The organism is Micromonospora sp. NPDC048986 (assembly GCF_040649335.1).
Classification (GTDB): Bacteria; Actinomycetota; Actinomycetes; order Mycobacteriales; family Micromonosporaceae; genus Micromonospora; species Micromonospora alfalfae.
In genome coordinates, this window is record NZ_JBEZFJ010000002.1 from 176,511 (window position 1) to 194,949 (window position 18,439).

An 18,439-nucleotide genomic window follows, 5' to 3' on the forward strand; every position below is an offset into this window, starting at 1 on the left:
GGGATCCGCGGGGCGTCGACGCCCGGCGGGCGACACCACGCGTCGGCCGGGCCGATGGGAGGACGGGCGTCGCGGGCTTCTCGGGGGCGTCGTCTCGGGGTTGGATGTAGACCGGGCGGCAGACGTCCGGTTCGCGCCTCGGTGCGGCTTGTTCGCTTGAACTGAACATGGCCGCCTGATGTTTAGTGATCCTAAACATGGTCGTATAGTTTGGTCAATCAAGATTCAGCCACACTGTATTTGGAACGAGGACACATGCTCGGTGACCGCCTCCGCGACCTGCGTCAGCAGCACTCCCTCACGCTGCGTCAGCTCGCCACAGCCGCCGACGTGTCCCCCGCGCTGCTCAGCCAGATCGAGAACGGCGCCACCGACCCCAGCCTCTCCACACTGCGAAAGCTCGCCCAGGTCTTCGACACCTCGATCGCGGAGCTGTTCTCCGAACCGGAAGCGCCACCCGTGCACGTCAGCCGCGTCGGCGCCCGGACCAGGCTGGCCGCGCCACCCGGCCAGATCACCTACGAACGACTCACCCCCGGCCGCGGCGACCTGGAGGTGCTCCAGGCCCACCTCGCACCCGGCGACGCCAGCTCGGCCGAACCGTGGGCGCACCCGTCGACCGAATGCGCGATCGTCATCACCGGTGAGGTTGTCGCCGAGATCGGCGGTGAGTCGTACACCCTCACCGCCGGTGAGTCGGTCACCTTCGACTCGCGCCTGGCGCACCTCTACCGCAACGCCAGCGACCAGCGCTCCCACCTGATCATCGCGGTGACACCACCGACTCCCTGACCGGCCACAGTGGACAGCCGATGGGATCGACGGGACGCCGCGGCGGACCTAGCATGGCGACGAATGGATCTTCGAGATTGGCCAGTGCCTACCCGGCAACCAGCCCAACCGAAGGGAGACGCGCATGCGTCGACCCCGTCATCTGGCACTCCTGAGCGTCGGCATGTCCGGCGCCCTGGTCCTCAGCGCAGCCCCACCCGCGGCTGCGGCTCCGCCCACGCCCACCACGCCCACCGGCATCGTGGTCAGCGACGGCATGACCCAACCGGTGTTCTCGCTCGCCGACGCGATCGAGGAGCGGGTGTTCGTCCAGACCCCAGTGGACACCGACCACGACGGTCGACCCGACCGGGTGGCGATCGACATCTCCCGCCCCCGGGAGACCGCCACGCAGGGCTTCAAGGTGCCGGTCATCTTCGAGCACAGCCCGTACCGCAAGGGCACCTGGGGTGACGTGCCGTACCCGAGCGTGCTGGTCGACGACCTGCCGCAGAACGGCCTGACCGACCGCAACGGGCGTCGCGCCCTCGACGCCGGCGCACAACGGGCCCAGGCGAAAGCCAACCTGCCCGGCTCGCTGGACGACTACTACGTGCCCCGCGGGTACGCGGTGGTGCTCGGCCAGAGCGTCGGCACCGGCGACTCGGACGGCTGCCCGACCAGCGGAGACCAGGCCGAGACGCTCGGCACCAAGGCGGTCATCGACTGGCTCAACGGCCGGGCGAAAGCGTACGACGTGAACGGCGCCCCGGTCACCGCCGGCTGGACCACCGGCGCGGTCGGCATGACCGGTGTCTCCTACAACGGGACGCTGCCCAACCAGGTGGCCACCACGGGCGTCAAGGGGCTCAAGACCATCGTGCCGGTCTCCGCGATCAGCAGCTGGTACGACTACTACCGGGCCAACGGCCTCGTCGTCGCGCCCGGCACCTTCCAGGGCGAAGACCTCGACATCCTGGCCCAGTACACCGCCGGGCAGGCACGCGCCGAGGGGCAGTGCGCCGACGAGCTCGCCGAGATCACCGCGGAGCAGGACCGGGTCACCGGCGACTACTCGACGTTCTGGCAGGACCGCGACTACCTCGACGCCCGTGACGTCAAGGCCAGCGTCTTCGTCGTGCACGGCCTCAACGACTGGAACGTGAAGACCGAGCACTTCGCCGGCTGGTGGGACCAACTCGCCAAGCGCGACGTCCCCCGCAAGATCTGGCTGCACCAGGGCGGCCACGGTGGCCCGGGCAGCAGCGCGTCGGTGACCCTGCCCAGCGGTCAGACGTGGACGTACAAGCAGACCGAGAACCGCTGGTTCGACTTCTGGCTGTGGAACGTCCGCAACGGCATCATGGACGAGCCGACCGCGGTGCTCCAGCGCGAGGACCGCGCCTACACCACGTACGCCAACTGGCCCGACCCGGCGGCACGGCAGGTCGGCCTGCGCTTCGCGGCCACCGACACCACAGCACCCGGCTCGCTCACCACCGGCAAGCCGCCGAAGGCCAAGATCGAGCAGAGCTTCGTCGACGAGGGCCGGACCATCCACCCGGACACCCTGGTGGCCAACCCGGACACCGCGAGCGCCAACCGACTCGCCTACCGCTCCCCCGAGCTGACGCAGAGCGTACGCATCTCCGGGCGGCCGGAGATGCGACTGCGGATGGCTGTCGACAACAAGCCGGACGCGAACCTCACCGCGTACCTTGTCGACTACGGTCGAGCCGGGTCGACCGCCGCCCCGACCGTGGTGACGCGAGGGTGGATGGATCCGCAGAACCGCAAGAGCGCCGCGCGCACCGAGCCGATCAAGCAGGGCAAAATGTACGACTACCGGTGGACCATGGAGCCGAAGGACTACATCTTCCCGGCGGGACACCGGATCGGCGTTGTCGTCTTCTCCAGCGACCAGGAGTACACGCTCCTGCCGTTGGGCGGCACCGAGCTGCGGGTCGCACCGAACGACAGCGAACTGCGACTGCCGGTGGTCGGCGGGCGGAGCGTCCTCGGGTTCTGATCTCGTGTGTGCGCTCCCCGGGTGGGGCAGTCCGACGCGTTCGGGCTGCCCCACCCGCACGTCGGAACCGCTCCGGCCGCGCCGTGCGAGCTTGCCGGTGCCCTGCCCACCCGCACGTCGGGACCACCCCCGCCCGTGCCGCCCCGCGAGTGCCGCCTCGCCGGTGCTGCCCCGCTCGTGCCGCCCTGCCCGGTCGAGGCGATCATGGAGTTGTGGTGCCCGGTTTGGTCACGACTGAGAACCTTGTCCCCCACCACAACTCCTTGATCGACGCTGGCCCGGCGTTGACGAACAGCCGCTCTCCTCGCGCGACGGCGTTCAGGCCGGGGATCGGGCGAGCTTTCCGGTGCCCTGCCCAAAGTCCGCAAGGTCGTGCTCGATCCTTGATGTAGTGGTCTCGTGGCACGAGGAAGGCCCTGTTTCCTGGATCAAGCACGATCTTGCGCCGGGTTCGCACTCCGCTGAGCTGGGCCAGGCCGCACCAAACGAGGCGGCAACCTCAACCAGGGCCCCACCGCACCACCCGCAACCTCGACAAGGCCCGGCCACCGGGCGCGGAAACCGCTACCAGACGCGGCCGGACCACTCGGCCGACCCCAACCAGGCCCGACGCGCCGCTCAACCTCAACCAGCCCTACCGCCTCACACGGCAACCCGATCAGGGTCGACCTCACGACGCGCCGACCTGCCGGTCAGTCGCGGTCCGGCGCGCGCGAACGGCGCAGACAGGCATGATCCACTCGGCTTTCTTGAAATCGGGGTATCCCCGGCACTCGGACACCGCGACTTTCAGGAACCCGAGTCGATCACGTGGTTGTGGGCGTCGTGTCGGGTTCGCCAGGTCGACGGGCTGGGTGGGTTGTCGGGTTTGGCCTGGGGTGTCGGGTGGTCGGGGCCACCCCCGTGGTGGAATCGGCGGCCGGGCGGGGTCGTTATACCTGGCAGACCACCGCGACCGTCGAGTCGCAGGGCGCGGGCAGCGGCCCCCGGGAACACCCGGTAGGCCGCCTCGGTTACATCCCCGCACGGCCGAGCACCACAACGGCCGGGCCGCCGCCGGGAACACCCGGGCAGCCCACTGCGGTCGCATCCCCCGCACGGCCGAGCACCCCAACGGCCAACCCCCGCGGGGAGGTGGAATGACCCGCCGCCGCGAACGGTTACACCCTGTCCCGACGCCGACCCCCTCGTTGCGGGTCGCCGGGCAAGAACTCCCCCGCACCACCACCCACCCCCCAGGTGGTGCGGGCACACCCCCGATGCAGAGGAGCACGCCATCATGCGTACCGATCTGATCCGCAAGACCACTCTGACCGCCGCCGGCCTCGCCTTCACCGGCGGCGCCATCGCCGGCCCCGTCACCACCGCCTTCGCCGCCCCCACCACCAAGCCGGCCACCCAGACCCAGACCGACCGCAAGGGCCACGGTGAGCGGGAACTCGGCGTGCGCTACGAAGCCCAGCCGAACTTCTACTACTGCGGGCCCGCCGCCACCCGAAACGCCCTGTCCGTGCAGGGCAAGAACATCAACGTCGACGACATGGCCAAGGAAATGGGCACCACCGAGGCCGGCACCAACTCCATCAACGACATCACCCCCGTGCTGAACAAGGAAACCGGCAAGACCAACGCCTACCGGTCGGTGGAGATCAGCACCCCCGACGCCAACACCACGCAGACCGACACCCTGCGCGCCGACATCGTCCGCACCGTCGACGACGGTCGGGCCGTGGTCGCCAACATCGCCGGCACCAGCACCGACACCGACGGTGTGACCCACTCCTACGAGGGCGGGCACTACATCAGCGTCGTCGGCTACCACGACAACGGCAACACCGTCACCATCGCCGACTCCGCCGACCCCAACCAGGCCGCCTACCAGATCAGCGTCGAACACCTCGCCGACTGGATCGCCACCCGCGGCTACGCCACCAGCTGACACCCACACACCCTCAGCACAGCGAAGGGCCGGACCCCACCAGGGTCCGGCCCTTCGGCGACTTTTCCACCAACTGCGGCACGTATTGACAATTGTCGACTTCGGCGTGAGGCTGGGGAGCAGTGAGAGCGCTCTCTCGCACCGGCCCCAACCGGCCACCACCCAGTCTGGCCAGGCACAACTCCGATGCCTTCGGCGGCGGCGCCGGAGCTGTCCCTGACCCGTCCCCGACAGGAGTCACGATGGACAGGGCCGCACCCCTCTCCGGCATCCCCCGCCGACTGCGCCTCGCCACGGCGATCGGCGCCCTGCTGGTGCTACTCGGCACGTACCTGGTCTCCGCCACCGACCGGGCCGACGCCGCCGCCGGCCGAGCCGGCGCTGACTTCGGCGCCAACGCCATCCGGGTCGCCGAATTCCCCGCCGACTGCACCTACAGCCACCGGCTGCCGGACGACCCGATCGTCTTCCCCGGGCTGCCCGGGGCGTCGCACATGCACAGCTTCTTCGGCAGCACTGTGACGAACGCCAAGACCACCCTCCCGGACCTGGTCAACTCCCCCACCACCTGCGACCCGCGGGTGGACGTCTCGTCCTACTGGGTGCCGACCCTGTACCGGGACAACGTCGCGGTGGAGCCGGCGATCGCCACGTTCTACTACCTGGGTGAGGGCGTACGCGCCGACGTCGTCGCGAACACCCAGCCGTTCCCGCAGGGGCTGCGGCTCGTCGCCGGCAACGCGAAGGCCACCGGGCCGAACGACAGCATCGCCCGCTGGTCCTGCCTGCACGCCGGGCACGTGCCGCCGTCGAAGGACTTCGTCAACTGCCCGTCCGGCACGATGCTGGAGTCGTACCTGGACTTCCCGCAGTGCTGGAACGGCCGTGACCTCGACTCACCGGACCACAAGAGCCACCTGGCGTACCCGGTGAACCAGGCCTGCCCGAGCACCCACCCGGTGCACGTGCCCAAGTTGCGGCAGGTGCTGCGGTACCCGGTCACCGGTGACCCGGCGCGGTTCCGGCTGGCCTCCGGGCCGGGCTACACGATGCACGGCGACTTCTTCAACGCCTGGCCGGTGGCCGAGCTGGCCCGCCGGGTCCAGGACTGCATCCGCCCCGTCATCAAGTGCGGTCACGACGGCCGACCGATCTGAGCGACAGCTCCACACCACGCGGCGGGTCCGGCCACCCGGGCCCGCCGCCCTGGTTGGGAAGGAAGGTCGGATGCGCCAGCCCACGGCGTTCACGGTGCTCATCGGCGTGCTGCTCGTCGCCGGCTGTGGCATCGGGCAACGGGACGCGGCCAGCACCGCCACCCCACCCGTGACCGCTCCACCGGCGACGACCGCGCCACCGGCGCCCACTGGTACGGCGTTCAACCCCACCGACATCGCCTGGCTGCAACTGACTGTGGCGATGACCGAACGCCTGCTGCCCGTACTCGATCTGGTGCCGGCGCGGACCACCGACCCGGCCTGGCGGCAGACGGCCACCCAGGTGGCGACCACCCGGCGCGCCGATCTGGACCGCGCCCGCCGGCTGCTGGCCGATGCCGCCGCCCCGACGACGAATCCGCACGAGGGGCACGACATGCCGGGCATGGTCACCGCGCCGGAGATGACAGCGCTGCGGGCGGCCAGCGGGCAGTCGTTTCACCGCCTGCTCGCCGGGCACCTACGGGCGCATCTCGCGCAGTCGGTCCGGGTCGCCACCGCTGAGCAGCAGAGCGGAGTCCAACCGGCGACAGTGGCGCTCGCGGCGGCAGTGGTCCGGTCCGGCACCACCGACCTCGCACGACTCGATCATCTCGACCCCGGCTAACCGTGCGCGCTCGATCTCGTCGGCAGCACGGCCAGCCCGGCCGGACGGGACAGCAACGGTGAGTGGCGGGATTCGGTCCGCCGGGCACTGCTGCCCCGCCCGGCCATCCCGCTCACCGGCGAGCTGGAAGAGCGGCCGGCGAGGCTCAGGCGGCGTAGCGGGCGGCGAGGTCCACGACGCGCCGGGCGGCGGCCACCATCGCCCGGTCGGCGAACCGGCCGTCGGGCAGCACCACGGTCCCCGAATCCCGCTGGTGGGCGTCCGCCACGGCGGCCAGCAGCTCGGCGGCGCGGGCCACCTCCCGATCGGCCGGCCGGAACGCGTCGACGATCACCGGGAGCTGGCGCGGGTGGATCGCCGCACGGCCGAGGAAGCCGAGCCGTCGGCCCGCCGCACAGGAGGCGGCCAGGCCGGCGAGGTCGACGACGTCGGCGTACACCGACATTGCCGGCGGGGCCAGACCGGCCGCGCGGGCCGCGACCACCACCCGGCCGCGCGCCCAGAGCAACCCGTCGTCGTCGCTCACCCCCAGATCGGAGCGCAGGTCGGCCTCACCGAGCCCGATCGAGGCCACCGCCGGGTGGGCGGCGGCGATCGGGTACGCGGCCTCCAGCCCGACCGCCGACTCGATCAGCGGGTGCACTGGTACGTCAACCCGCTCGGCGAGGGCAGCCAGCGTGGCGGCCGACTCGACCTTCGGCAGCCGGAGCCCGGCCAACCCGGGTCGGCCGGCAACCGCCGCCAGGTCGGCGTCGAGGTCCGGGCCGGTCAGCTCGTTGACCCGGACCTGCACGGGCATCGGGTGCGTCTCGGCGAGGAACTCGGCGACCGCGTCCCGGGCGTACGCCTTGCGTCCGGCGACCACTGCGTCCTCCAGGTCGAGGATGACCGCGTCGGCACCGGAGGCGACCGCCTTGGCGAACCGGTCGGGGCGGTCGCCGGGCACGTAGAGCCAGCTCAACAGCATCAGAGCACTCCCCGCTCGCGCAGCGCGGCCAGCTCCTCGCCGCTCAGGCCGAGCGCGCCGAAGACCGCGTCGGTGTCCTGGCCGTGTCGTCTGCCGGCGTGCCGGATCTCGCCGGGTGTCTCGGCGAGGCGGAACGGCACGTTCTGCATCCGTACCTCGCCCAACTCCTCGTCGGGCACTGTGCGCACGGTGCCCAGCGCGGCGTACTGCGGGTCGGTGAGGATGTCGCGCACGTCGTAGACGGGCGCGACGGCGGCCTGTGCCTGCTCGAACGCGGCCACCACCTCGTCGCGGTCCCGTTGCGCCACCCAGGCGCTCACCGCCGCGTCCAACTCGTCGGCGTGGGCGGCCCGGCCGCTGCCGGTGGCGAACCACGGCTCGTCGACCAGCTCACCGCGGCCGACCAGCCGCAGCACCCGCTCGGCGATGCTCTGCGCGCTGGTGGAGACCGCCACCCAGCGCCCGTCGGCACAGCGGTAGGTGTTGCGCGGGGCGTTGTTGTTGGACCGGTTGCCCAGCCGGGGCTGGACGTAGCCGAGTTGGTCGTACCAGGTGATCTGCGGTCCGAGCATCGCCATGATCGGCTCGATGATGGCGAGGTCGACGACCTGCCCGGTGCCGGTGACGTCGCGGGCCCGCAGGGCGAGCATCACCGCGTACGCGGCGGCGAGCGCGCTCACCGAGTCGGCCAGCCCGAACGGGGGCAGTGTGGGTGGCCCGTCCGGTTCCCCGGTGGCCGCCGCGAACCCGCTCATCGCCTCGGCGAGGGTGCCGAAGCCGGGCCGGCGGGCGTACGGGCCGACCTGCCCGAACCCACTGATCCGGGTGATCACCAGCCGGGGGTTGACGGCGTGCAGCTCGGCCGGGCCGAGCCCCCACCGCTCCAGGGTTCCGGGGCGGAAGTTCTCCACCAGCACGTCGGCGTCGGCGAGCAGCCGGCGCAGCAACGCCGCGCCGTCCGGGTCGGACAGGTTGAGGGTGACTGTGCGCTTGTTGCGGCCGAGCACCTTCCACCAGAGCCCGACGCCGTCGCGGGCCGGGCCGTGCCCCCGCGACGGGTCCGGCTTGGCCGGATGCTCCACCTTGATCACGTCGGCGCCGAAGTCACCGAGGAACGCCGCAGCCAGCGGACCGGCGAAAAGGGTGGCCAGGTCAACGACAGTGACGCCGTCCAGTGGCGCGGTCACCGGGTCGCCTCCGCCGCCTCCGACAGGTCGGCCGCACAGCGGAAGCCGACCTGTCCGGAACGGGCCAGACCAGCGCCGGTGAGCAGCAGCTTCACCGACACGTCCGCCGGTTGCGGGCCGCCGTCGACATACCAGTCGGAGCCCTCCGCCCGGTACTGCGCGCCGCCCTTCAGAATGGCGAAGCGGGTACGACCGTCGGAGTGCTCGCTCTCGGTCAGGTTCCACACCAGTGGTTCCCGCCGCACGAGCAGCCCCGCCTCGGCGGCGACCTGCCACTCGTCCTCGGTGGGCAGGCGCAGCCCGGCCCACGCCGCGTACGCCCGCGCGTCGGCCAGCTCGACCCCGGTCACCGGGGCGTCGGCCGGACCGGAGCCGGCGGTGAACCGCTCCGGACGCACCGGCCCGTAGCCGGTGGCGCGCAGGAACTCGGCGTACTCGCCGTGGGTGACCTCCTGCACGGCGATGGCGAACCGGCCGAGGCGCACACTGCGCCGCAACGTGCCGGGGTGGTGCAGCCGGGGCGGCAGGGGCTTCCACTCGTCGACGTAGGGCGCCTCGCCGTACAGCCCGGTCTCCCGTACCCGGTGCCGGACGACCAGGTCGTACCGGCCGCTCTCGACGGCGACCAGGCCCGGCGGCACCTGCGGTCGGGGCGCCCACGGCGTACGGACGCGCACCGCGGCCCGGGCCGGGAAGGACTTGTCGCCGGTCGGCGGCTCGTGCCGGTGAGCGGAGGCGACTCCGCGCGCCACGGCCGCGATCGCGCCGGCCGGGAGCGGGCCGCCCACCGCCAGTCGACCGTCGGCGGTCTCGGTGACTGTCAACTTGGCACCGGTGACCAGGTCGACGAAGTGCCGGTCGACGTCCGGGTCGGTGACCAGCCACGGGCCGTCGTGGTCCGCGCCCCGGTTCACCACGGTCCACAGCGGCTCGTCGTCGTGCGTCCAGCGGGACGCGTACACCTGGCCGTCGCCGGGATGGTCGGCGAGCGGCACCCAGTCCTCGGCGCGCAACCACGCCGCGTGGCTGGCCTGCACCCGGCGCATCGCCCGCAGCACCGCGCGGTCCCGCTCGTTCCAGCCGACCCAGACGCCGAAGACGTTCTCCCAGACCAGCACGCCGACGCCGTTGAGCCAGGCGGAGTGCAGCTCGTCGAGGTGGTCGCGGTGCCAGCGCCGGGTGTGGTGCAGCACGTGCCGTCGCTCGAACCACTTCGCCCGCAGCACGCCGGGCACCTCGGAGTCGGCGAACCACTGCGCCCAGGACATCGCGTGGTCGGCGATGCGGGCCAGCGGCACCCGGCTCTCGCCCTCCAGGACCATGCCGGGGCGCACCGCGTCCAGCGCGGCGCGCAACTCACCGGCGCCCTCCTTGAGGGTGTCCAGGAAGACCCCGTCGACGCCGAGCTTGCCGGCCAGCGTGGCGACCTCCTCGGCGTCGCTGCCCGGCTCGCGCCGGGTGCCGGTGTCCCACGGGTTGTAGTCGACGAAGACCCGCACCCCACGCTGCTGGAACGCGCGCACCACATCGGGCAGCTCCGGCACGTCCCGGTACCAGTCGAACTGGTTGCGGTCGTCGAGGCCGATCACCGGGTACGCGTGCCAGAGCACCACCCCGTCGAAGCCGCCGAAGTCCCGCCCGGCCGCGTCGAGGAACTCGTCGACGGTGAAGACGCCGCGTTCGTGGTCGTAGAGCGTCTCGTCCCAGAGCCAGGCCAGGCAGACGCTGAAGCAGTCACCGGTGATCTCGTCGTAGTGCTCGCCGACGTAACCGATCCGGTCCCGGGCGTCGACCCGCCACCGGGCGATCTGCTCCCGCCAGGCCGGCCAGTCGGCCCTGTCGGCCGGGGCGGCGAAGATCTTCGCCTCGTCCAGGGTGCTCAGGTCGGCGTGCCCGCCCAACGGCACCTCGGTCGGCCTGTCGATCGGGCGTGGGACGTACGGGTTGAAGCTCACTGTGCACCTCGGTAGGTCGCGTCGTAGAGGGCGTCGATGGCCGGCCGGGCGGGCAGGGCGGTGGACGCCCCGGGCCGCTGGGCGCAGGCCGCGCCGGCGGCGCAGGCCCAGCGCAGGCTGGCTGTGACGGTGTCCTCGCTGCTGGCGCCGCCGCGTTCGGCCCAGCCCACGGCGAGCGCGCCGGTGAACGCGTCACCGGCGGCGGTGGTGTCCACCGCGTCGATCTGCGGCGCCGGGACCGCGAGACGCAGGCCGCGTCGATCGGCGTACGCGGCACCGCGCGCGCCGAGGGTGAGCACCACCCGGGGCACCAGCTTCAGCAGGGCGTCGAGCAGCACCGGTGGGTCGTCGGAGGTGACCTCGGCGACGACCGCCGCCTCATGCTCGTTGACCACCAGCACGTCGACCAGGTCGAGCAGTGCGGTGGGCAGCGCGGCGGCGGGTGCGGCGTTCAGCACCACTGTGGTGCCGTCTGCCCGGGCCCAGTGCGCGGCCTGGAGCACGGCGGTCAGCGGCACCTCCAGTTGCAGCAGCAGCACGTCGGCCGCCGCGATCGTCGCCCGGTCGTCCGCGTCCAGCTCGGTCAGCGTGCCGTTGGCGCCGGGCGCTACCAGGATGAAGTTCTCCGCGTCCCGGTCGACGGCGATCAACGCGACGCCGGAGGGGCCCGCGGCGGTCCGCAGACCACTGACGTCCACCCCGGCGTCGACGAGGCTCGCCCGCATCCGGGTACCGAACTCGTCGTCGCCGACCGCGCCCACGAAGTCGCAGGCCGCTCCGGCCCGCGCGGCGGCGACGGCCTGGTTGGCGCCCTTGCCGCCGGGCACGGTCCGGAAGTTCTCGCCGAGCACCGTCTCACCGGGGTGGGGCAGCCGCGACGCCGTGACCACCAGGTCCAGGTTGCTGCTGCCCACCACCGCCACCCGCGCGCTCATGCCACGCTCCCTTCCGTCGCCGGCTGCGCCAGAGCGAGGGTCCGCTCGGCCAGCTCGTCGAAGCCGATCCCGTCGAAGCCGGCGATACTGCTGGCCAGCCGATTGCGCAGCGGGGCCACCCAACGCCGCGGCAGCCCGGACGCGCCGGTGAGCGCCCCGGTCACCGCGCCGACAGTCGCGCCGGTGGAGTCGGTGTCCCAGCCGCCGCTGACCACGGCGGTGATCGACCGTTCCAGGTTCCCCCGCCCGTACGCCAGGGCGGCGGCCACCAGCGCGGCGTTGTTGCGGACGTGCACCCAGTGCAGGTGGCCGTGTCGTGCGTACAGCTCGTCGACAACGCGTTCCCAGTCGTCGGTCCCCGCGCCGAGCTCACGCGCCTGCCGGACCGTGGCGGCGAACCGGCTTCCCGGCGGCAGCACCGCCTCGGCGGCGTCCAGCACCTCGTCCACCGTGTCGGCCACCGGGGCGGCGGCGGCCAGCGCCGCCGCCCAGAGCGCGCCGTGCACCCCACCCCGGACATGGCTGACCGTCGCGTCCCGCACCGCCAACTCGGCGGCACGGTCCGGTCGGCCGGGGTTGACCCAGCCGTACACGTCGGTGCGGATCTGCGCGCCGATCCACTCCCGGAACGGGTTGTGCCGGCGGGCGCTTCGCGGTGGCGGGTACCCGAGCAGCAGGTTGCGGTAGGCCACCCGCTCGGCGGTGAAGACCCGCCCGCCGGGCAGCCAGTCCAGCCACGCCTGCGCCACGTCGGCGCTGGTGAAGCCCCGACCGTGCGTCTCCAGCACGCGCAGGGCCAGCAACGCGTAGTTCAGGTCGTCGTCCTCGGGCATCCCGTCGATGTTCTCGGCGAGGCTGCTCGGCGCGCTGCGCCGGTTCCACGGCCAGCGGGCGGCCACGTCGGCCGGGAGTCCCTTCGCGGTGAACCAGTCGCGCAGTGGCCACCGGTCGGTAGCGGTGAGGATCTCCCGGATGCCCTCGCGGGGAATCTTCTCCACCGGCTTGCCGAGCAGGCAGCCGACCGCCCGGCCGAGCCACCCGCCGTGCAGCCGGTCGTACGACACCTCGGTCGGCAGCGACCAACTGGTCGGCCATCCGGCGCGCAGCGTGGCCAGGTCGTCGGCCTCGTCGACGCTGTCGACGGCGGGCAACGCGTCGGCGGCGTCCAGCAGCTCCGTGGCGAGGGCCCGCAGCCCCGGCGACGCCGGGGTCACCGACGCCCCGCTGACCGGTGGGGTCAGGTCCCCGCCGGCCGCCGTCCACCGCTGGGCGATCGCGGCCACGTCGCGTCCCTCGTCCCGGCTGGCCGCCAGCTCGTGTGGCAGCAGGTCCTCCGGCTGAACCCAGGTGATCCTCACCGGGTCTCGCCCCCAACCCCCCGGGTGGCACCGGCGGCCAGCCCGGCGAACCGCTCCGCCCGGCGGGCGAACCGGGCCTGGTCGCGCTCGAACACCTCGCCGGCCACCGTCGCGAGGACCCGGGCCGGCTCCACAAGGTCGGTCCTGGAGGCGGTGGCGACAACGTCGGACCACTCCGCCGGCACCGCGTCGGCGCCACCGAGCGCCCCGGCGATGGCGGCGGCCATGGTGGCTGTGGAGTCGGCGTCCCGGCCGTAGTTGACCGAGCCGAGCACCGCGGCCCGGAAGTCGCCGCCGGCCACCACGAGCATGCCGAGAGCCACCGGCAGCTCCTCGATGGCGTGCAGCCGGCTGGGCCGCCGCGCGCCGAGGCCGGGGCTGCGGTACTCCTCCCCCACCGTGTCGTAGGGGGCGACAGCGGCCCGCAGCGCCGGGATGGCCTGCTTCCAGTCGTGGTGGCCGCGGGCCTCCTTGACCACCGCGTCGATGGCCGCGCGGGTGCCGTCGCGGGCCAGGTCCAGCGCCGCCACGACGACGTCCTCGACAGCCGCGCCGGGCGTCGCGGCCGCCGCGACCGCTGCCGCGAACACGGCGGCGGCCTCCCGACCGTAGCTGTGCTGGTGCGCGCCGGCGATCTCCACCGCCTCGGCGTACGCCCCGGCCGGGTCGCCGGCGTTGACGATGCCGACCGGGGCCATGTACATGGCCGCGCCACAGTTGACGATGTTGCCGACCCCGGCCTCGCGCGGATCCGCGTGGGCGTGGTGCAGTCGGGTGACCAGCCACCGCTCGGCGGCCGCGAGCCGGTGGAAGGTCACCCCGTCGCGCTCCAGGTCGGGGATGTACACCACCCGCTCGATCAGGTCGGGAACCAGCAGCTCCACCACGTCGTACGCGTCGAGGTGGTCGCGTTTGGCCGCGTACGCGCGGACCAGGGCGTGGGTCATCAACGTGTCGTCGGTGATGTGCCCGTCGCCCTTGTGGTACGGCGCGAGGGGCCGTGCGGTGGCCCAGTCGGCGTGGTACGGGGGCACGATGCCCTCGACCCAGCCGCCGAAGCGGGTGCGGATCTGCTCGGGCAGCGCCGTCTCGGTGGCGCCACCCAAGGCGTCTCCGACCGCTGCGCCGACCAGGCAACCGACCGATGTGTCGAGCAAGAGTGACATGTCGTTACCTCAGAACCTGCTTGCCACCGTCGACCAGCTGCGTGCCGAGCTGATCGAGGGTGATCTTGTTGGCGAAGTACTGCTGGAGGGCCGGCGTGGCGTACTTGGTCTTCCACTCCGGGTAGCCGTCGGCCTGCTGGAACGGGGCGACGGTCAGGTCCGTGGCGCTGTCCGCGGCGACGTCCCAGCCCTGCTTGCCGGCGGTGAGCTTGACCAGTTCCTCGTTGGCCTGCTTGCCGGTCGGCACCAACCAGTCGCCCTTGGCCAGGGCCGCCATGTTGGTCGGGTTCAGGAAGTACTCCAGGAACTGCGCGGCCTGCTTCTTGTGCTTGCTGTCCTCGGAGATGGACAGCGTCTGCGGGTTGGCGGCCTGCTTGCTGGAGAGCCCCTTGATCGGGGGCAGTGTGACCCACTCGAAGCCGGCCGGCGCCTGCTCGACCATCTGCTGACGCAGCGACACCGAGCCGGGCAGCATCGCGTACTTGCCGCCGAAGAAGCCGGGCAGGGTGTCCGCGCCGCTCATGCCGAGCGCCTCCGGGGAGGCGGACTTGGCGGTGTAGAGCATGTCGTGGATCCGCTTCGGGATCTCCTTCTCCGCGTCGCCGACCTTGACCTCGGTGCGGCCACCGTCGCCGTAGAAGAATTTGCCGTCGTAGTTGAGCGCCAGGTTCAGCACCCGGTTGGTCGGCGACTTCAGCGCCCAGGCCGCGCCGTACTGGCCGGGCTTGGTGAGCTTCTGCGCGTTGGCCTGGAACTCGTCCCAGGTCCAGCCGCCGTCGGCCGGCGGCACCGCGACACCGGCGGCGTCGAGCAACTTCTTGTTGGCGATGACGACCTGCGACTCCAGCAGGAACGGCACACCGGTGACCTTGCCGTCGACGGTGGTGGTGTCCCAGATGCCCTTGTCGATCTGGCCCAACAGGTCGCCGGAGACCAGGTCGGAGAGGTCGGCCAGGTAGCCCTGCTTGCTGAACTCGCCAATCGAGGACGCCTCGTAGTGCACGATGTCCGGCGCGTCGCCGCCCTCGAACGAGGTGAGCAGCTGGTCGTGCACCGAGTTCCAGTCACCCTGGACGTACTCGACCTGGATGTCCGGGTGCTCGGCGTTCCACTTGGCGACCAGATCCTTGTTGACCTGCAACGACTCCTTCTGCCAGGCGAGGCTGAGGAAGCGCAGCTTGGCCGGGCCGGAGGTGGCCTCGTCGTCGCCGCCGGCACCGCACGCCGTGAGCGCGCCGAGGCCGATGACCGCGACCGCGGCGCCCGCCGCGAGTCGACGGAATCGGGTACGGAACATGGGGGTTACCTCCTTGGTGGTGGTGGTGGTGGTTGGGGGGACGGGTCAGCCCTTGACCGCGCCCGCGAGCGACCCGGACGAGAGCCGGCGCTGCATGAACGCGAAGAAGATCAGGCTGGGCAGCGTGGCCAGCAGTGAGCCGGCGGCCAGGGGTCCCAGCCGGGCGGTGCCCTCGATGCCGACGAACCGGGCCAGCGCCACCGGCAGGGTGGCCAACTCCGGGGTCTTGATCAGCACCAGTGCGAAGAAGAACTCGTTCCAGGCCGAGATGAAGGAGAACAGCGCGGTCGCGACCAGACCCGGGGCGAGCAACGGAAAGACCACCCGCCGCAGGACCTGCACCCGGGTGGCGCCGTCGACCGAGGCGGCCTCCTCCAGCTCCCTCGGGATGTTGCGGACGAAGCCCTGCAACATCCACAGCGCGAACGGCAGCGCCCAGACCACGTAGATCAGCACCAGCCCGGCGTGCGTGTTGGCCAGGCCGACCTGCCGCAGCACCAGAAAGATCGGGATGATCAGCAGCACGAACGGGAAGAGCTGGGACAACAGCACCCAGCCCAGCGCGGCGGTGCCGAGCTTGGAGCGGAACCGGGCGAGGGCGTACGACGCCGGCATGGCGACCAGCACTGTCAGCACCGCCGAGGCGAGGGAGACCTGGAGGCTGTTGAGCGCCGCCCGACCCAGCTCCTGTTCGGTGAACGCCTGCACGAAGTTCTGCAGTGTCGGGTTGTCCGGGATCAACGTCGGGTGCAGGCGTACCAGCTCGCGCGGCGGTTTGAACGCCGTGGAGAGCAGCCAGACCAGCGGGAACCCGAGGAAGATCAGGTAGCCGGCGAGCGCCAGGTACTGAAGCGTCCGGCTCGTGCGGCTCGGTTTTCCGAACATGTCAGTTCGCCTCCCTGAGCCGGCGACGGAGATAGACAGCGAGCAGCGCGATGATGATCACGACCATGACGTTGCCGAGCGCCGCCGCGTAGCCGTAGTTGCCGTAGCGGAACGCCTCCTCGTACGCGAAGAGCATCGGCAGCATCGTCTTGCCGCCCGGTCCACCGGCGGTCAGCACGTAGACCAGGCCGAACGAGTTGAAGTTCCAGATGAAGTCCAGCGAGGTGATCGCCACGATCACCGGCGCCAGCGCGGGCAACGTGACGTGCCGGAACCGGTGCCAGGTGCTCGCCCCGTCCACCGCCGCCGCCTCGTGCAGCTCGCGACCCACGCCCTGCAGGCCGGCGAGCAGGACGACCGTGGTCTGCGGCATGCCCGCCCAGACCCCGACGATGATCACCGCGGGCAGGGCGGTGCTGAAGTCGCCCAGCCAGTTCGTCCGCAGTCCGTCAGCGCCGATGCGGTGGAAGAACTCGTTGATCAGGCCGGCGTCGGGGTGGTAGACGAGCTTCCACAGGATGCCGACCACGACGGGCGGCATCGCCCACGGCACGACGGCCAGCACCCGCGCCACACCTCGGAACCGCAGTTGCTGGTTGAGCAGCAGCGCCAGCCCGAGGGCGAGCAGGAACTGCAACACCGTCACCCCGACCGCCCAGAGCAGGCCGATCTTGAACGAGTTCCAGAACAGCTCGTCGCCGAGGAGTTCCCGGTAGTTGGCCAGGCCGGTGAAGCTGACCTCGACGTTGCGCCCGGCGCGGGCGTCGGTGAAGCCGAGGTAGATGCCGCGCAGCAGCGGGAACACCGACAGCACCACGATCGGCAGCAGCGACGGCAGTAGCAGAAGGTAGATGGTGGTGCGGTCGGAGCGGAACCGATTGCGCCGGCGGGCCGGCTCGGCCCGCTCGACATCCGGCCGCTCGGCCAGGGTGGTCATGCGGTCACCCCTTCGCTGGACGGGTGGGTGGTCGGTGGGCCGGCGGCGGGTCGAGGGGCCGGCACCGTCGCCGCGCTGGACGCGCGGACGACGAGGTTCGGCGGCACCTGCTCGCGTCGCGGCGGCAGTGTGGCGTCGGCAATGCGTTGCAGGAGCAGTTCGGCGGCTCGGCGACCACGCTCGGTCGAGCCGAGCGAGACGCTGGAGAGCTGGGGAAACATCATCCGGGCCAGTTCGGTGTCGTCCATGCCGACCAGTGCCACGTCCTGCGGCACCCGACGACCGGCGGCCAGCAGGGCGTGCAGCGCGCCAACCGCGATGAGGTCATTGGCGCAGACCAGGGCGTCCGGGTCGGCGCGGGCGAGCAGCCGCTCGGTGGCGGCGCGGCCGGCGGCGTACTGGAAGTCGCCGACCTCGATCAGCGCGGCGTCGAGCGGGATGCCGTGTCCGGCCAGGGCGGCCCGGAATCCGGCGTCGCGGGCGGCGCCCGGGACGGTGTCGAGCGGGCCGTTGACGAAGCCGATCCGCCGTCGGCCGGTGGCGACGAGATGGTCCACGGCCAGCGCCACACCGTGCCGTGAGTCGGTACGCACGTTGTCGATCAGGGCGTCCGCGCCGAGCTGGCCGACGACCACCACCGGCACCGGACTGTCCACCAGCGCGGTGAGGTGGTCGTCGGTGACCCGGATCGGCGAGACGATCATGCCGTCCACGTAGCGGTTGGCCAGCCGACGCAGCAGGGCGGTCTCGTTGTCGATCCGCCCGCCGGTGGCGTGCACCAGCAGTTGCCGCCCGGAGGACGCGACAACTGCCTCGATGGCCCGCATCATCTCCACGTAGACCGGGTTGCCGATGTCCTCCACGGCGAGCGCGACGAGGCCGGTGCGCTGGGACTGCAACGACCGGGCGATCGCGTTGGGCACGTAGCCGACCTCGGCCGCCGCCTCGCGAACCTTGCGGATCGTCTCGGGGCTGCCGCCGACGCCGTTGAGCACCCGCGAGGCGGACGCGATGGAGACGCCGGCGCGGGCGGCGACGGTGTGCACCGTGGGCCGACCGTCCGCCGGTTCCTGTAAACGTTTACGACCCACGTCCGGCACCTCCACCCGATAGCTGTAAACGTTTCCGGGGAGTCTGCTCCGCAAGCGCCAGAGAGGTCAACCCCCCGTTACGAAAACGTTTCCAACCA

15 protein-coding genes are annotated in these 18,439 nt (G+C 71.8%); 5 read left to right on the forward strand and 10 right to left on the reverse strand.

What is annotated here, in order from left to right:
* Positions 1-255 precede the first annotated feature (255 nt).
* The 5 genes from AB0B94_RS05870 (at position 256) to AB0B94_RS05890 (ending at position 6,563) form a co-directional block, all read left to right on the forward strand.
* Entirely contained in the window at positions 256-792 is a 537-nt protein-coding gene (locus AB0B94_RS05870) for a helix-turn-helix domain-containing protein (RefSeq protein ID WP_238669543.1), read from the forward strand.
* A gap of 124 nt (positions 793-916) precedes the next feature.
* Positions 917-2,800 (forward strand): Xaa-Pro dipeptidyl-peptidase, encoded by a 1,884-nt coding sequence (locus tag AB0B94_RS05875; protein WP_357268803.1) that lies wholly within the window; start codon positions 917-919, stop codon positions 2,798-2,800.
* Between the two features lie 1,279 nt (positions 2,801-4,079).
* Positions 4,080-4,739, forward strand: a complete 660-nt coding sequence (locus AB0B94_RS05880; protein WP_357268806.1) for a C39 family peptidase — start codon at positions 4,080-4,082, stop codon at positions 4,737-4,739.
* A gap of 242 nt (positions 4,740-4,981) precedes the next feature.
* A complete protein-coding gene (locus tag AB0B94_RS05885; RefSeq protein ID WP_357268809.1) occupies positions 4,982-5,896 on the forward strand; it encodes a DUF1996 domain-containing protein in 915 nt (304 codons plus the stop codon).
* Positions 5,897-5,966: 70 nt separating this feature from the next.
* A complete protein-coding gene (locus AB0B94_RS05890) occupies positions 5,967-6,563 on the forward strand; it encodes a DUF305 domain-containing protein (RefSeq protein ID WP_357268812.1) in 597 nt (198 codons plus the stop codon).
* 145 nt (positions 6,564-6,708) lie between these two features.
* Here the strand turns inward: AB0B94_RS05890 and AB0B94_RS05895 are convergent, their stop codons facing one another.
* Genes AB0B94_RS05895 through AB0B94_RS05940 form a run of 10 tightly spaced genes read right to left on the reverse strand, consistent with a single transcriptional unit; the run spans position 6,709 to position 18,341 of the window.
* A complete protein-coding gene (locus AB0B94_RS05895) occupies positions 6,709-7,530 on the reverse strand; it encodes a CoA ester lyase (RefSeq protein ID WP_357268815.1) in 822 nt (273 codons plus the stop codon).
* Positions 7,530-8,717, reverse strand: coding sequence for a CoA transferase (locus AB0B94_RS05900; protein WP_357268818.1), 1,188 nt, complete (start codon positions 8,715-8,717; stop codon positions 7,530-7,532). Before AB0B94_RS05900 ends, AB0B94_RS05895 begins: the two co-directional genes overlap by 1 nt.
* Positions 8,714-10,672: an SUMF1/EgtB/PvdO family nonheme iron enzyme gene (locus AB0B94_RS05905; protein WP_357268821.1), complete on the reverse strand. Its 1,959-nt coding sequence runs from the start codon at positions 10,670-10,672 to the stop codon at positions 8,714-8,716. The genes AB0B94_RS05900 and AB0B94_RS05905 overlap by 4 nt, the downstream gene beginning before the upstream one ends.
* Entirely contained in the window at positions 10,669-11,607 is a 939-nt protein-coding gene (locus tag AB0B94_RS05910; protein ID WP_357268824.1) for a ribokinase, read from the reverse strand. Before AB0B94_RS05910 ends, AB0B94_RS05905 begins: the two co-directional genes overlap by 4 nt.
* Positions 11,604-12,965: an ADP-ribosylglycohydrolase family protein gene (locus AB0B94_RS05915; RefSeq protein ID WP_357268827.1), complete on the reverse strand. Its 1,362-nt coding sequence runs from the start codon at positions 12,963-12,965 to the stop codon at positions 11,604-11,606. Before AB0B94_RS05915 ends, AB0B94_RS05910 begins: the two co-directional genes overlap by 4 nt.
* Entirely contained in the window at positions 12,962-14,131 is a 1,170-nt protein-coding gene (locus AB0B94_RS05920; protein ID WP_357268830.1) for an ADP-ribosylglycohydrolase family protein, read from the reverse strand. The genes AB0B94_RS05915 and AB0B94_RS05920 overlap by 4 nt, the downstream gene beginning before the upstream one ends.
* 4 nt (positions 14,132-14,135) lie before the next feature.
* The gene (locus AB0B94_RS05925; RefSeq protein ID WP_357268833.1) at positions 14,136-15,428 is read right to left on the reverse strand and encodes a sugar ABC transporter substrate-binding protein; all 1,293 of its coding nucleotides are present in this window, start codon (positions 15,426-15,428) and stop codon (positions 14,136-14,138) included.
* A 45-nt stretch (positions 15,429-15,473) separates the two neighbouring features.
* A complete protein-coding gene (locus AB0B94_RS05930; protein WP_238667634.1) occupies positions 15,474-16,313 on the reverse strand; it encodes a carbohydrate ABC transporter permease in 840 nt (279 codons plus the stop codon).
* A gap of 1 nt (position 16,314) precedes the next feature.
* Positions 16,315-17,250, reverse strand: coding sequence for a sugar ABC transporter permease (locus tag AB0B94_RS05935; RefSeq protein ID WP_357268835.1), 936 nt, complete (start codon positions 17,248-17,250; stop codon positions 16,315-16,317).
* Positions 17,247-18,341, reverse strand: coding sequence for a LacI family DNA-binding transcriptional regulator (locus tag AB0B94_RS05940; RefSeq protein WP_357268838.1), 1,095 nt, complete (start codon positions 18,339-18,341; stop codon positions 17,247-17,249). Before AB0B94_RS05940 ends, AB0B94_RS05935 begins: the two co-directional genes overlap by 4 nt.
* Positions 18,342-18,439: the final 98 nt, after the last annotated feature.

Excerpts from the sequence above, each read along its gene's own strand:
- AB0B94_RS05870 (WP_238669543.1), top strand. The coding sequence starts at position 256 with ATGCTCGGTGACCGCCTCCGCGACCTGCGTCAGCAGCACTCCCTCACG.
- AB0B94_RS05875 (WP_357268803.1), top strand. The coding sequence starts at position 917 with ATGCGTCGACCCCGTCATCTGGCACTCCTGAGCGTCGGCATGTCCGGC.
- AB0B94_RS05880 (WP_357268806.1), top strand. The coding sequence starts at position 4,080 with ATGCGTACCGATCTGATCCGCAAGACCACTCTGACCGCCGCCGGCCTC.
- AB0B94_RS05885 (WP_357268809.1), top strand. The coding sequence starts at position 4,982 with ATGGACAGGGCCGCACCCCTCTCCGGCATCCCCCGCCGACTGCGCCTC.
- AB0B94_RS05890 (WP_357268812.1), top strand. The coding sequence starts at position 5,967 with ATGCGCCAGCCCACGGCGTTCACGGTGCTCATCGGCGTGCTGCTCGTC.
- AB0B94_RS05895 (WP_357268815.1), bottom strand. The coding sequence starts at position 7,530 with ATGCTGTTGAGCTGGCTCTACGTGCCCGGCGACCGCCCCGACCGGTTC.
- AB0B94_RS05910 (WP_357268824.1), bottom strand. The coding sequence starts at position 11,607 with ATGAGCGCGCGGGTGGCGGTGGTGGGCAGCAGCAACCTGGACCTGGTG.
- AB0B94_RS05920 (WP_357268830.1), bottom strand. The coding sequence starts at position 14,131 with ATGTCACTCTTGCTCGACACATCGGTCGGTTGCCTGGTCGGCGCAGCG.
- AB0B94_RS05925 (WP_357268833.1), bottom strand. The coding sequence starts at position 15,428 with ATGTTCCGTACCCGATTCCGTCGACTCGCGGCGGGCGCCGCGGTCGCG.
- AB0B94_RS05930 (WP_238667634.1), bottom strand. The coding sequence starts at position 16,313 with ATGTTCGGAAAACCGAGCCGCACGAGCCGGACGCTTCAGTACCTGGCG.
- AB0B94_RS05935 (WP_357268835.1), bottom strand. The coding sequence starts at position 17,250 with ATGACCACCCTGGCCGAGCGGCCGGATGTCGAGCGGGCCGAGCCGGCC.